Source organism: Xanthomonas hortorum (assembly GCF_011305375.1).
GTDB lineage: Bacteria > Pseudomonadota > Gammaproteobacteria > Xanthomonadales > Xanthomonadaceae > Xanthomonas > Xanthomonas hortorum_E.
The window spans coordinates 103623-118384 of the sequence record NZ_VCME01000002.1 but is presented as its reverse complement, the minus strand read 5'-3'; the positions used below and the strand labels follow the sequence as shown (position 1 = coordinate 118384).

Sequence of the window (14762 nt, the reverse complement as noted above, 5' to 3'; positions counted from 1 at the left end):
GCTTATTCTCCCACAGAGCGCGTTAGGGAGCCGGGATTGAGGAGGCGGGATTGGGAAATCGGGAATCGGGAATCGGGATTCGGGATTGGCGAAGGCCGGAGCCGGAGCCTTGGCAGCCTCGTCCGCTGGGCAACGGTGCAACCGGCGGCCCAGACGCCGCCGCAACACCGCAAGACCTGACGTGGAGTATGACCGTCGCAACAGCCCGCTCCGACGAATCCCCAATCCCGAATCCCGAACCCCTACTCCTCGCCCTTGGCCACCAAGGTCGTCAACGCCAGATCGCCGGTCACATTCAACGCCGTGCGGCACATATCCAGGAAGTGATTGACGCCCAGGATCATGCCGATGCCGACCGGGTTGACCCCGACCATCGCGCAGATCAACGCCACCACTGGCAGCGACCCGGACGGCACACCCGCGGTGCCGATGCCGCCCAGGATGCAGACCACCATCACCATGAACTGCTGGCCGATGCTCAGGTCCACATTGAAGAACTGCGCCAGGAAGATCACCGTCACGCCCTCGAACAGCGCGGTGCCGTTCTGGTTGGCGGTGGCGCCCACGGTCAGCACAAAGCGCGACACCCGCGGCGGCAGGCCCATCTCGTCGGCCACGCGCAGCGCGGTCGGCAAGGTCGCATTACTGGACGCAGTGGAGAACGCCATCATCGTGGCCTCCTGGGTCTGCTTGAAAAACCGGATCGGCGAGTGCCCGGCAAACTTCACCGCCAGCCCGTAACTCACCACCATGTGCAGACCCAGCGCCAACACCACCACGCCCACATAAGCGCCCAGGCGGATCAACAGATCGAAGCCGAACAGCGCGGCCAGATTGAACATGAAACACGCCACCGCATACGGCGCCAGCCGGATCACCAGCCCGATCAAGGTCATCGATATTTCGAAGATACCCTCGATACCGCGCTTGAGCGTGGCGACTTTTTCATCGGCAGTCAGCACCATGCCCACGCCGAACATCACCGCAAAAAACATCAGCGACAAAATCGCGCCATTGCTGGACGCCGCAGCGATCACGTTGCTGGGCACGATCGACAACAGCATGTCCATGCCCTGCGGCTGGGTGCCGGAGCTGGAAATGATCTCGCGGGTGCGCTCGGCGTTTTCCTGGATCAACTGATTGGCCAGTTGCGGATCCACGCCAGCCCCAGGCTTGAGCACATTCACCAACACCAGGCCCAGCAACACCGCCACACCGGACAGCGCGATGGTGTAACCCAAGGTGCGCCAACCCACGCGCCCCAGCGCGCGGATGTCGCCCATTTCGGAAATGCCCATCACCAAAGCCGAAAACAACAGCGGCACGATCAGCATGAAGATCAGATTAAGGAAAATCTGCGAAAACGGGGTGGTGATGTACTTGGTCACCGTGCGCACCCAGTCGACATCGCTGCCGGCCAGGTAATAGACCGCCAGACCCAACACCAGGCCGACGGCGAAGCCGATGCCCATCTTCCAATGCAGGGGCAGGCCGGGGCGGCGTGCGGCAGGGGATGCAGTCATCTGGTCGGGCCTTGATCTGGACACAAAGGCCGGAGCTTAACAAACGCCATCGATGCGGCCACCTACCCGACGTGCCGCTGCGCGCCTGCCCGAGGGTAGGTGTCCCTCTCGACGTCAGGTGATGCAGGCGTTGGCGCGGGAGCGGGCGAGAGTCCTGCAACCAGTCTGCTGCCCTAATCGATCTGCAATTGGCACATCCACATCGCCTGATTAGCTTGAAGCGGCAAAAATTTCGAGTCTTGCCGTTGCTAGATGCAGCCAAAAGCCTGGTTGGTCGAGGGCACGATGCCTTTTAGCTTTAGATCAAAAGCCTGGTTGGTCGAGGGCGCGGTGCCCTCGCCGCTCGCGGGACACGCCGCAAGTACGTCCATGTAGGCTCGGTGGCGGCATCCATGCCGCCACACGGTCCCGCAATCGGCGAGGACACCGCACCAGAGAGTTGGTCGGTAGCTGAGTAAATGCTGGTGGTCTCGCGAGTTGCGGCTTGCTGGTGCGGGTAGCAGAACTACAGGTGAGCTATCGAGTCAGAAGCACGCCATGCATTGCTTTTAACCATACACACCGACCATCTCGACTGGTCCTTGCCCGCCCACCGTCGCGGGACCTTACGCGGGATAAGAGCCTACACGGACGTACTTGCGGCGTGTCCCGCGATGGTGGGCGGGCAAGGGCCTTGCAGCCAAACCGCAGCCCCAGCGCTCTGCTTTCACCAACACAGTCAGCAACCCACGTGTAACCGAAATCAACGCGCCACAGCAATACACGGCTTTGCAACTATCCAGAACCTGCCAACCGCTGCCGATACAGCGCAGCCGATCAACGCGCCGGCGGATACAGCGGCGCCAATACCTCCGGTTCCGCAGCCGTTGCATGGCGCCAACGCGGGCCTTTGGAAAACGCCTCGCGCAACGCTGTACGCGCGGCGGCCACATCACCATCGCCGCCCCAGCGCGCGCGCTGCATCTGCGCCACTGCTGCGCGCTGAGCCGGGTCGCTCAACGCGGCCAGCACGCTGTCGATGTCGGCAACACCGGCCATGCCGCAGAGTACCGCCGCCACATCGTCCATCCCGCCGGTATCGAGCGCGCGCCGCAATTCGGCCACACCATGTGTCGCACGCCGGCCAGAGGCAGGCGTATCGCTGCCATTGGCCACCAGCGCACTTCGCACACCACCGCGACGCCGCAGCAACGCCCACGCAAGCGTGGCGACCCACAACAACGCGAAACCGATCGCCGCGCCGATCCAGCCCCACGGCCGTTGCGCAGCGGCGGGTTGCTGCAGGCTCAGCGTACTGGGAGCTGGAGTTGGGGCAGCGTTATCCGGCGACGGATTGGCAACCGGCGCAGGCGCGGGCGCCGCAAACGCGCCGCTACCCGCAGCCACATCCAACGTGAGATCCGGCAGCGATGCAGTCTTGGCCGCCGCTGCGCCCACATCCCACCACGCCACCTGCAAACCCGGCACCACCAGTGGACCGGCGCGGTTGGGCACGATCGAATAGCGCCGGGTCAGCCGCAGCTGCGGCGAACCGTCCACGAAGCGTTCCTCGTACTGCGCCGGCTCGGCGAACACCTGCGCGTCAGGCACGCTAGGAGTAGGCAATTCCGGAAACTGCGCCTGGGTGGCACCGCGTGCGCTGGCTTCCACCACGATCTGCGCCGCCTCGCCGGCAGTCGCGCGCTGCGGCGTGGTGGTGTAACGCAGTTGCAGACTGCGCAGCGGCAACCACGGCTGCGGCGCGTTGGCCGGCTGCGCACGCACCTGCAGCGGAATGCTGGCGCTGCGCGCGGTCAGCTCGCCATTACCGCGACCGAAATAATCATCGAAAAAACCACCGACCGAACGCCCATTGAAACGCGCCGACGGCAACAGCAAGCGCCCACTGCGCTCGGGCACCAGCAAATAGCGCCGCTCCACCACGTTGTATTGATGATTGTTGACCAGCTTGACCGAACTGACGTCATCGCCAATGCGCTGCAACGAGGCGCCATCGGGCGCTTCCAGATCCAGCTCGCCGGAGGCCAGCTGCGTAGCGAAGTACAAGCGCACCACCACGCCCACGCTTTGCTGCACGTAGGGCTGCGGGTCGTCCACCTGCGTTTCGACGAAGGCGTCTTCATTGCCCTGCGCCGCGCTCGGCCCGCCTTGCGCGCTGCCACCAGCGCTGCTGGTGCTTCCGGTGCTGCCGGTGCCCGCATTGTTTGCAGCCCCAACCACCTGCAACCGCAGCGGCTCGGTGCGCTCGTTGCCGACGCGTATCGCCGGCACGATCAGCTCGCCGCTCCTGCGCGGCGTCAACACCACGCCGAACAACGCACGCACCGTGACCGATCCATTGGTCACCTGCATCTGTTGATTGGCGCTCTTGGCACCCAGTGCGAAATCGTTGCGCAACGGCGTGTAATCCGGATCGACGCCGCGTTGATCGGTTTCGATATTCAACATCACCACGTCGCCGGCATTGGCACTGTCGCGGTCCAGCCAGGCGCGCGTCACCGCACCGACGGGTGCGGAAGCGAGCATCACCATGCTGGCCAGCATCGCGATCGCCGCGCGGCGTAAGTGGTGTGTGCCGATCATCGTCCGTCCCGTTGCCTGCGTTCGTGTTCCAGCCTGAATTTGGTGCGCAGCAAGCTGCCCGGATCGTCCGGAACGCGCCGCAACCAGGCATCCACCGCCTGCCGTTGCTCGCGCTGTTCCGGCGTCTCGCTGACGGCTGCGGCTTCCTGCTTGCCGTTTGCATCGGCGCTCTTGTCGCCGGCCTGCGCCATCGCCTGCTGCATCTTTTGCCGCTGCGCGGCATCGGCCTGCTGCTGCGCCCGCGCATCGGCCGATTGCGGCGGCGCGTCCTGCTTGCTCTGCTCGCCTTGCCCGCTCTTGGATTGCTGGTCTTGCGACTTTCCATCCTGCGGCGTCTGCGCCGGAGAGGGCTGATCCTTGCTGTCCTGTTTGCCTTGGGCGTCCTGCTTGCCCTGCCCATCCTGGCCAGCGTTTTGGTTGTCTTGTTTGTTCTGCCCGGACTGATTTTGGCCGGGCTTGTTCTGACCGGCTTGCTTCTGGTCTTTGGACTGGCCCTTGCCGTCCTTGTTGTTCTGCTGTTGACGCTTGCGCGCCGCATCCACCGCCGCACGATTGGCGATGGCGTCCTGCTGGTCGGGGTGTTGCTTCAGCGCACGGTCGTACGCCGCAATCGCTTCGTCGTACTGCCCCTGCCGGGCCAGCGCGTTGCCAAGGTTGTACAGGCCCTCATCGGTGGGCACATCTTCAAACGCTTTCTGTGCCGCAGCGAAATCGCCTTTGCGATACGCCTGCACGCCTGCATCCAGACGTTGCTGTTGCACCTGATCGGCGCGTTGCCACAACGTACTCTCTGCTGCGTGCGCGGGCTGAGCCAACGGCAACACACACACCAACGCGAGTACCGCCACAACCGCACGACGTCGGAACGCCAGCAGCGCCAACAGCATCACCGGCAGCAGTAGCCAGTAGCCCTCGTCCAGCCAGGTCTTGCCGCCATTGGACTCGGCCGCTTCATCGGCCAAGGGCTGCTGCGTAGGATCGAGCACCCCCAGCGCACGCAAATCCGAATCATCCGCTGCAATGCGCGCATACCGCCCACCGCCCTGCCCGGCCAGATCGCGCAGGCTGCCTTCGTCCAGCTTCGCCTGTGCGATTTCGCCGGTACTTGTGCGATAGGCAGCGCCGCGCTCGCTACCCACACCGAGCGCAGATACGCTGAATCCACGCGAATGCGCCAGCCGTGCAGAACTGCCGGCCCCACGATCCGCACTATCGCTGACCAACAGAATGTCGCCTTGCTTGAAGCCCGCCTGCACCAGCAACTGCGTGGCCGCATCGATCGCCGCATCGGCGCGCTTGCCATCCACCGGCATCACCGATGGCGACAACGCGTCCAGAAACAACGCCACATTGGCCGTGTCTTCAGTGAGCGGTGCAACGGTGAAGGTTTCGCCTGCATAGACCAGCAGCGCGACTTCGCCACCGGCGCGCTTGCGTAACAGCGTGGCCAGTTTCGCGCGCGCCTGCAGCAAGCGCGATGGCGGCAAATCGTTGGCATTGATGCTGGACGACAGATCCAGCGCTACCACCAGCGGCATGCTGGAGTGATACACCGGCCGCTCGACCTGCCGCCAACTCGGCCCGGTCATTGCCACCACCGCAAGCGCATACGTCAACGCAGCCAGCACGAAGCCGAGCCATCCGCGCTGACCACCGGAGACCAGTAACTTGGGCAACAGATGCGCATCCACACTGTGCCGCCATACCTCCGCATCGCGTCGGCGCAGGTGCCAGAGCAGCGCTGCCGGCACGATGGCCAGCAGCGCCCATAGCAAGGTCGGGCGCAGCAGATGCAACGACTGCAATGCCGCTGTCAGCTCGGTCAGCGCGTTCATCGCCATCTCCGCGGCAGCACGTAAGCCAGCAGCGCAATCACGATGGCAGCGCCCAACGGCCAGTAATAGCGCTCCACGCGCGGTTGCACCGACGGCCCCATTGCCTTCACCGGTTCCAGCCGATCCAGTTCGGCATAGATGCCGGCCAGTTCCTCGGTGTCGCGTGCGCGGAAGAAACGCCCGCCGGTCTGTTCGGCGATCTTGCGCAACCCGGCTTCATCGATATCGTCATTGCCACCGGCCGGAATCGGCACGCCGAACAACGAATACCCACCGCTGCCACCGAACGCGATGGTATGCACGCGCACGCCTTCGGCCTTGGCAAGTTCGGCGGCTTTCAATGGGTTGAGCACGCCGGCCGTGTTGACGCCATCGGTGAGCAGCACTACCACACGCTGCCCCTGTTTCTGCTCGCGCAGCCGTTTGACCGACAATGCAATCGCATCGCCAATCGCGGTTTCGCGCCCGGCCAAGCCCACCACACTGTCGGCTAGCTGGTCGCGCACGGAGGTCAGATCCGCGGTCAACGGCGTCAGCGCATAGGCGCGTTGGCCGAACACCAACAAGCCGACACGATCACCTTCGCGGCGATCCAGAAAGTCCGACAACACCGCCTTGGCCGCCGTCAGGCGATCGACCACGCTGCCGCCAAGCACCATATCCGGCTCGCTCATGCTGCCGGACAGATCCACCGCCAGCATCATCTGTCGCGCCTCGCGCGGCGGCTGGATCACCTCGCCCAGCTGTTGCGGACGCGCAAGCGCCGCACACAGCAAGAACCAGCCCAACCATGCCAACCAGCGCGGCATCCGCAATGCCGGCACACGTTGCGCCTGTGCAACCGCATGCAATTGATCGGCGTAGGGCACGCGCAGCGCAGCCGCGTCGGCACGCCGTTGCGGCCAGAACCACATCAGTAACGGCAGCGGCATCAACCACCATGCCCACGGCCACGCGCAGTGCGCGAGCGCGTCCTGCCATTGCGACCACTGCAGCCAGTTCATCGCTGGCCCCGCATCAGACTCAGAAAACGCTGTCGCGCCAGTGTCTGCACGGCATCCAGATCTGCCACCGCTGGCGCGCGTTGAAATCCGCCCTCAAGCACCGCGCGGCCCGGCCCTTGCGAAAACGCATGGGTCTTGCTTTTGCGGCCATCCAGAAACTGCAACCACGCCTCGCCCTGCAACCGATCGGCCTGCGCATCGACGCTGCGCGCCGCACGCCGCAACAACACCGACAGCATCGCCAATCGCTGCGCGGGAGTTGTTGCGCTCTGTAGTTCGGCATCGAATGCCGCCAACCAACGGCGCTGCTGCCGGCGACGACGCCACCACCAGAACCATGCGGCACCGAACACCAGCACCACTGCGGCGAGTACCAACCACCACCCCATCGCCAACGGCCACCACGACGGCGACGGCGGCAGATGGACATCGCGTAGCGGGAGCGATTGCGGCGCCATTGTCATCGACCCCGCACGGCGTTACTGCCGCCCAACCAGGCATCGCTGGCATCGTCGGTGGACAGGCGATGCAAGCGCACACCGCGTGCCTGCAATACAGACGTCAGTTGCTCCAGCGGCGCGACGAATTCGGCCTGCCAGCGCGCGCGTCCGGCCTGCGTGGAGAGATCGATCGCAATGCGCTCGCCACGCACATCGAAGGTGAGTGCACGTGCAGGTGGTGCTAGTTCCAACGGGTCGACCAGCACGATCACCACGACCTCGTGATGCAATGCCAAGCCCGACCAGCGCGCCTCGGAGATCTTGCTGGCGCTACGTGCATCGGCCAACACGGTCAGCCGCGCACCGGGGCGCAGCAAGCGTGTAGCATGATCCAACGCAACATCCAGCCCGGCATCGCCCGACGGCGGCTGCGCGTACCAGCGCGCCAATGCGTCCAGTACCGGCAGCACGCCGCGCTGGCCCGAACGCGGCGCGATCGGTGCTTCACTGGAGGTGCCACGCAGTGCGGCAATGCGGTCGCCCTGCCGCTGCGCCAACCACGCCGCAACGGCCCCCGCACGCGCCGCCTGCACCGATTTGTAGCGCACCCGCGTGCCGAAGAAGAGCGATGGCGCGGTGTCGGCCACGATCAGACTCAAGCGTTCGCGCTCGGCCTGGAAGAGTTTGGTATGCGCTCGCCCGGTGCGTGCGGTGACGCGCCAGTCAATATGCCGCGCATCGTCGCCGGCGACATACTCGCGCGATTCGGCGTATTCCATCCCACGCCCGCGCGTTGCCGCCGGCACCGGCCCCACCAAGCCATGCCGGCCACGGCCTGGCTGACCGCGATGGGTCACGGTGCCGCGCAGCGCGATCAACTCCGCAAGCGTCGGGCGCAGACCATCGCCGGCGACGGACGACGGAACAATTGCAGAGGGCGGAGACGGCATCGAAGACATCGGATTCTGGCGAGAGGGCGGCATACCTCAGCGACACGCTACCCGATCAGGGCAGCGGAATCTTTTCCAGCAAAGCGGCGACCAGGCGTTCGCCATCCCAGCCTTCGGCGGTGGCTTCGTAGCTGGGCAGCACGCGGTGGCGCAGCACGTCGGGCGCAATTGCGCGGATATCGTCCGGCGTCACGTAATCGCGCCCCGCCAGCCACGCACGCGCACGTGCGCAGCGCTCCAGCGCGATCGAACCACGTGGGCTGGCGCCCCAGGCAATCCGCCGCGCCAATGCCGGGTCGTAGCGCTGCGCATCGCGCGAAGCCAGCACGATCTCGATCAGATAGCGCTCAAGCTGCGGCGCCAGATGCACATCCAGCACCACACGTCGCGCAGCGAAGACGTCTTCCAGCGGAATCTTGTCGGGCACCGTCTCGTGCTTTTCCAGCGTATCGCGTGCTGCTTCGCGCGCCAGGCGCAGAATCTCCGCCTCGGCATCCGCCTGCGGGTAGCCGATACGCACATGCATCAGGAAGCGATCGAGCTGCGCCTCGGGCAACGGGAACGTGCCCTCCTGCTCGATCGGGTTCTGCGTCGCCATCACCAGGAACAGCTGCGGCAGCGCATAGGTGTGCCGGCCCACAGTGACCTGGCGCTCGCCCATCGCCTCGAGAAGCGCCGACTGCACCTTGGCCGGCGCACGGTTGATCTCGTCGGCCAGCAGAATCGGATGGAAGATCGGCCCCGGCATGAATTCGAAACGGCTGTCCTGCGGCCGCCAGATCTCGGTACCGGTCAGATCGGAAGGCAGCAGATCCGGGGTGAACTGCACCCGCGCGAAATCCGCTTCCAGCCGCGAGGCCAGCGCCCGGATCGCGGTGGTCTTGGCCAACCCCGGCGCACCCTCGACCAGCAGATGGCCGTCAGCGAGCAAGGCGATCAGCAGCCGCTCGACCAGCGCAGACTGGCCCACGATGCGCTGCGTCAGCGACTCGCGCAGCAAGGTGAATTGACGATGCAGCCGGTCCTCGGTGGGCGCGGCGGCGGCTTCTGGGGGTAGCAGCGGCGGTGCGTTCATAGGCTCAGTGTGACCGATTCGAGCGCGATTGGTTCACTCAATGGCATCGGGATGTTCAGTGAGCGACTAAGGTCACGCTGCCGGCCATACTGCGGATGGACGGCTCTCCTGGGCACATCACAGAAAAAACCACGGCGTCGATCGCCTATTGTTCCAGCTAGGTAAGCCTCTCAACTTGGAACGCAGATGAGCGCACTGCGCCTAGAATTCGAGTGCATGACCTGAAAAGAAGAAGGCCGCTTTCGCGGCCCCCCTCATATCCAGCACGCTTACCGTGCTGCGTTTGCGACTCGCAATACCTTGGGAGTCACAAAGACCAGAAGCTCGGCTTTCTCCTTGCTGCGCCCACGTTTCTTGAACAGGTTGCCCAGGAATGGAATGTCTCCCAAAAACGGAACCTTTGAAACACTTTCCCGATCGGTAAATTCGTAAACGCCACCGATCACCACCGTTTCACCGTCGGCCACCAGAACCGCGGTATTGACTTCCCGACGATTGATTTCGGGCACCGTGCCGTATTGCGGCAAAGTGATGAAGCGTGCGACTTCGTCCTTCTTGACATTCATATTGAGGAAGACACGATTGTCATTGGTAATGGTGGGGGTCACTCTCAGCTCAAGCAGAACTTCCTTAAACTGCACGTTAGCCTGCGACCCACCGCCTGCAACACCCGCACCGCTGATGGTCACATAGCCGATCTCTCGACCCTGCTTGATGACGCCTTCGCGCTGATTGGCAGTCACGATGCGCGGATTGGATACGACTTCGCCGCGCCCTTCTTCCTGCATCGCAGATAATTCAATATCCAGATTGAAGTTCGACCCTAGCAGAGTATAAGCAAGGCCGGCTGCGCCACTGTTCGTGAATCCACCAGCTCCAAGATCAATATTCAATCCCGACGGAAACAAGAAGGTTGGCAGCGTGGTGCTCGTACCATTGGGTGTGGCGGGCGTTCGAGTGTTATTAAGCTCATTGTTGCGTTGATTCAACGTATTGCTGTAATTGACATTACTCTCAAGCGAACCACTCAAAATCCCCCGGCTAGTGGCTCCAGAGACTCCAAAACGCGCGCCCAAGTCGCGCGCAAAAGTATCGGTCGCAATTACAATACGACTTTCAATCAGCACCTGATCAACAGGCCGATCAATGTGCGAAATCAGCTCGCGCATCTGCGCGACCTTCTTAGGGATATCGCTGATCATCAACGTATTAGTGCGTTCGTCCGCAACTAGCCGACCGCGAGGCGACAAAAATCCATTGTCCTGCTGGCCGCCGCCTTGCCCACCTTGACCACCGCCCTGACCGCCACCACCAATCCCCTTCGCCTCGGTTAGCGCTTTGAAGATCACAGCTGCATTGTGGTAATTGATCTGCACGTAATCGGTAATCAGATCCTCGCGATTCTCGATCGCAATGCGGGCGTCTTCTTTATCCTGCTCGAACTTGGCCAGCTCCGGCTGCGGTGCGACCCACACCACGCCACCGTCGCGGCGCTTGTCCAGGCCTTTGGCGCGCAGCACGATGTCCAGCGCCTGGTCCCACGGCACGTTCATCAGGCGCAGCGTGACATTGCCCTGCACCGTGTCGGAGGCGACGATATTGAGGTTGGACTCCTCGGCGATCAGCTGCAGCACGGTGCGCACCGGCACGTCCTGAAAGTTGAACGTCACCGGGCGGCCACTGTAGCCGCGCGCAGCAATCTGCGCTGCTGCCTGGGTGACCGCTGCGGGGCTCACGCCACCAACCGCCGGCTGGCCTTTGCGCGGCGTGATCTCGACCACGTATTCGTTGCCGGTCTGATAGGCCAGCGAATCGAACGCACCCTTGGTCGACAGCACCAGCTGCGAACCGGAACCGGACGGCTTCACTTCGACGCGCTGCACCGGCGTTGCGAAGTCGGTGACGTTGAGCGGGCGCTGCAGTTCGGCAGGCAACCGGGCGTTGCTGATGTCGACCAGCACGCTGTCGCCCTGCGTGCGCAGATCCGGGCTGGCGCCCTGGCCGTCGAACTGCAGGATCAGGCGGCCTGAACCATCTTCGCCACGTTTGAAATCGATCTTGGACACCGCCAGACTCGCCGGAGCGACCTTGGCCGGATCCTGCGCAGGCTGCTTCAGCGCCGCCGCTGCGAACGCGCTGCCGCTCGCCACTGCCAGCGCGAACCCCAACGCACAGGCCTGGAACATCGCGTGGCGTCGAACCGGACGCAGCCGCCGGGCATTGGAAAACGTCATCGTGCTATCCCCTATCACTTTATTGATCATCCAATGCGAGTGCGGCCGGCCGTTCAAGCCATCCACCCGCACCGTCCGGCACAAGTTCAATCAGCTCGATGCGGTCTTCGTAGACCCCGGTCACCCGGCCATCGCTCTGTCCCAGATACACACCCGGCCGCACCCGGTAAGTCACCTTGTCAGGCGCCATCACCAGCGCAATCAGGCCCGACCCACCGCCAATGGTCCCCACCATGTCGAGGGCGTCGAGCGGATAGGCTTCCAACGGTTCCTTGCGCCGGTTCGGATCCGGACGCGTACCGTTGCTGCCTTCCGCAGTGACCCAGGCATCGCTGAACGGGTCGCGCATCACCTGCGCGGCATACTCGAATGTCTCGAACTGCTGCATCACCGGCAATGGCTCCAACGGCGGCGCCGGACGTGCGCGTACCTCGGCAACCCAGGCTTCCAGATTCGGCGCATCGCCCGGTGTGCTGGTCACACCGCGCGTGCACGCCGGCAATACAGCAATTAACGCCACGCAGGACAGGATCTTGAGCAGTTTCATGGTCATTGGCCGCCCTTCTTCGCAGCGTCGGCCGCAGCCTTCTCCTGCTCGGCCATTTCCTCATCGTCCAGATAACGATAGGTCTTGACCGTGCCGGAAAGTTCCAGCGCCCCGCGCGGGGTGATACCGGCCTTGGGGTCCTTCGGCTTGAGGTTGATGTCGTGCATGGTCAGGATCACCACGCGCGGCAGCGAGGCGACACCGCTGACGAAGGCACCGAACTGGTGGTAACTGCCCACCATGCGCAGCGCGATCGGCTTCTCGGCGTAAAACTCCTTCGGCGATTCCGGACCCGGCTGGAACAGCTCGTTGGACAGGCCGCTGGACAACGCGGTCTGCGAGATGTCGATGATCAGATCCGGCATCTCGGTCTTGCTGGGCAGCTGACGCAGCATCTGCTGCAGCACCTGTTCCATCTGCGCGAGCTGCTGCTTGAGCGGCTCCAGATTCACCGCGCGACCCTGCTGGGTCTCGAACTCGGTGCGCAGCTGCGTTTCGGTGCCTTCCAGGCCTTCGAGTTCATCGCGCTTGCCGCTGATCAACAGGAACCAGGCCAGCACCAGAATGAACAGACCAACCACCACGCAGAACACGATGCGTGCCTGCTGCGGCCAACCGCCGATGTTGTTGAAGTCCAGATCGCTGAGCTTGAAGGATTTCTTGCTCATGACGCTGCCCCCTGCTGCGGCCGATTGGCGGGCGCCGGCGCCGGCGCTGGCTGCGGTGCTGCCGCAGGTGCGCTCGGCGGTGTTGCAGGCGCGGGCGCCGCTGCAGGAGCAGCAGGCGTGGTACCAGTAGGCGTCGCACCCGGCGCGGCCGGATCCACCACCGCGGGCGCGGTGCCGTTCTTGTCGGCCTCGTTCGGATTGGCCAACTTGACCTTGAGCGTGAACACGTACGGCAGCGCCTTGGTTTCCATCGACGATCCCGCAGGTTGCCCGGCCTTGTCCTGGCTCTTGGCCTCGATGATCGACAGATCAGGATTGGTCATCCAGCCCGAGCCTTCCAGGTTGCGCATGTAGGCACTGACGCGCGCATTGGATTGCGAGCGGCCTTCCAGGGTCAGGATGTCGCCGTCCTGCTTGATGTTGGTCAGCGCTACGCCATCGGGAATGGTGCGCACCAGCGAATCGAACAGATGCACCATCTGCGAGCGATTGGCCTGCAGCTCCTCGATGACCTTCTTGCGCGCAAGCAGGCGGTCCTTCTTCTTGTCGAGCTCCTTGATCTCTTCGTTCTGCGCCTTGACCTTGTCGATCTCGGTGGTCAGGAACGCATTGCGTTCGGTCTGGCCACTGATCTGCGCGTCGTAATAGAACCAGATCAGTCCGGACAGCAGCACGCCAGCAAGCGCTGCGAAGCCGAGCATCGAGTAGAACTCACGCTCACGCGCCTTCCGGCGCTCGGCGCGCCAGGGCAATAGATTGATTCTTGCCATCAGTCAAAGCTCCTCAGGGCCAGGCCGGTGGCAATCATCAATGCAGGCGCATCCAGCGCCAGCGCATGGGCCTGAACCTTCGGGCCGAGCGTCATCTGTGCAAGCGGGTTGGCGACCACGGTGGTCACGCCGAGTTGCTCTTCCACCATCTCCGGCAGGCGCGACAGCGCGGCGCAACCGCCGGCCAGCACGATGCAGTCGACGCGATTGAATTCGCTGCCCGCGTAGAAGAACTGCAACAGGCGGCTGATCTGCTGCACCGTCGCCTCTTTGAACGGCTCCAGCACTTCGACCTCGTAGCTCTCCGGCAAACCGCCCTGACGCTTGGCCAGGCCGGCTTCTTCATAGGTCAGGCCGTAACGGCGCATCACTTCATCGGTGAGCTGCTTGCCGCCGAACACCTGCTCGCGGCTATACAGACTGCGACCGGAACGCAGCACGCTCAGCGTGGTCATGGTCGCGCCGATGTCCACCAGCGCAACCACTGCATCGGCGGCCACCGGCAGCTCACTGGCGACCAGGGCAAACGCGTTTTCGACCGCAAAGGCCTCCACGTCCATCACCTTGGCAACCAGGCCACCGAGTTCCAGCGCGGACTGGCGCAGTTCCACATTCTCCGAACGCGAGGCAGCCAGCAGCACCTGGACCATGTCCGGGCTGTTGGGCATCGGGCCGAGCACTTCGAAATCGAGATTCACTTCCTCGATCGGGTACGGAATGTAATTGGTCGCCTCGAGTTCGACCTGGGCTTCCATATCGCTGTCGTCCAGATCGGCCGGCATCGGGATCAACTTGGTGATCACCGCCGACCCGGCCACGGCCGCAGCCGCGTTCTTGGCCTTGCTGCCGGAACGATTGATGGCGCGGCGAATGGCTTCGCCCACCGCCTCCACTTCGACAATGTTCTTTTCCACGACCGCGTTCGGCGGCAACGGTTCCACCGCGTAATGATCCACGCGAAAACGATTCCCGCTACGCGACAGCTGCAAGAGCTTGACTGCAGTGGAACTGATATCGACACCAATCAGTGGCGATTGACTCTTGGGTAGAAGCCCCACGGAAACTCCCCTGCCGACGGGCACTTGGACGCATGTCTGCGCCCTCGTATTAATAATCAAATTTTAACAGTTGAC

General features: G+C 63.6%; 12 protein-coding genes and 1 pseudogene. All 13 read right to left on the bottom strand.

Annotated elements, in window-relative coordinates:
- Positions 1–242 precede the first annotated feature (242 nt).
- Positions 243–1523 (bottom strand): dicarboxylate/amino acid:cation symporter, encoded by a 1281-nt coding sequence (locus FFY45_RS02065; RefSeq protein WP_176339192.1) that lies wholly within the window; start codon positions 1521–1523, stop codon positions 243–245.
- 248 nt (positions 1524–1771) lie between these two features.
- Positions 1772–1971 (bottom strand): annotated as a pseudogene (locus FFY45_RS22425) (hypothetical protein); the annotation flags it as partial.
- A 368-nt stretch (positions 1972–2339) separates the two neighbouring features.
- Positions 2340–4106: a BatD family protein gene (locus FFY45_RS02060; protein WP_176339191.1), complete on the bottom strand. Its 1767-nt coding sequence runs from the start codon at positions 4104–4106 to the stop codon at positions 2340–2342.
- The gene (locus FFY45_RS02055) at positions 4103–5941 is read right to left on the bottom strand and encodes a tetratricopeptide repeat protein (protein WP_176339190.1); all 1839 of its coding nucleotides are present in this window, start codon (positions 5939–5941) and stop codon (positions 4103–4105) included. The genes FFY45_RS02060 and FFY45_RS02055 overlap by 4 nt, the downstream gene beginning before the upstream one ends.
- On the bottom strand, positions 5938–6945 hold the full coding sequence (locus FFY45_RS02050; protein WP_074058172.1) for a vWA domain-containing protein: 1008 nt from the start codon (positions 6943–6945) through the stop codon (positions 5938–5940). The genes FFY45_RS02055 and FFY45_RS02050 overlap by 4 nt, the downstream gene beginning before the upstream one ends.
- Positions 6942–7403 (bottom strand): DUF4381 domain-containing protein, encoded by a 462-nt coding sequence (locus FFY45_RS02045; RefSeq protein ID WP_176339189.1) that lies wholly within the window; start codon positions 7401–7403, stop codon positions 6942–6944. The genes FFY45_RS02050 and FFY45_RS02045 overlap by 4 nt, the downstream gene beginning before the upstream one ends.
- A gap of 2 nt (positions 7404–7405) precedes the next feature.
- On the bottom strand, positions 7406–8368 hold the full coding sequence (locus FFY45_RS02040) for a DUF58 domain-containing protein (protein WP_176339188.1): 963 nt from the start codon (positions 8366–8368) through the stop codon (positions 7406–7408).
- A 22-nt stretch (positions 8369–8390) separates the two neighbouring features.
- On the bottom strand, positions 8391–9410 hold the full coding sequence (locus tag FFY45_RS02035; protein ID WP_023902584.1) for an AAA family ATPase: 1020 nt from the start codon (positions 9408–9410) through the stop codon (positions 8391–8393).
- 269 nt (positions 9411–9679) lie between these two features.
- Positions 9680–11644 (bottom strand): type IV pilus secretin PilQ, encoded by a 1965-nt coding sequence (locus FFY45_RS02030; protein ID WP_176339187.1) that lies wholly within the window; start codon positions 11642–11644, stop codon positions 9680–9682.
- A gap of 19 nt (positions 11645–11663) precedes the next feature.
- Positions 11664–12197 carry a pilus assembly protein PilP gene (locus FFY45_RS02025; protein WP_006451353.1) on the bottom strand — a complete coding sequence of 178 codons (534 nt, stop codon included), beginning with the start codon at positions 12195–12197 and terminating at the stop codon, positions 11664–11666.
- Positions 12194–12859: a type IV pilus inner membrane component PilO gene (locus tag FFY45_RS02020; protein WP_006451354.1), complete on the bottom strand. Its 666-nt coding sequence runs from the start codon at positions 12857–12859 to the stop codon at positions 12194–12196. Before FFY45_RS02020 ends, FFY45_RS02025 begins: the two co-directional genes overlap by 4 nt.
- Complete coding sequence (locus FFY45_RS02015; protein ID WP_176339186.1) at positions 12856–13629, bottom strand: PilN domain-containing protein; 774 nt, start codon at positions 13627–13629, stop codon at positions 12856–12858. The genes FFY45_RS02020 and FFY45_RS02015 overlap by 4 nt, the downstream gene beginning before the upstream one ends.
- On the bottom strand, positions 13629–14687 hold the full coding sequence (locus FFY45_RS02010; protein ID WP_043909467.1) for a pilus assembly protein PilM: 1059 nt from the start codon (positions 14685–14687) through the stop codon (positions 13629–13631). The genes FFY45_RS02015 and FFY45_RS02010 overlap by 1 nt, the downstream gene beginning before the upstream one ends.
- Positions 14688–14762 lie beyond the last annotated feature (75 nt).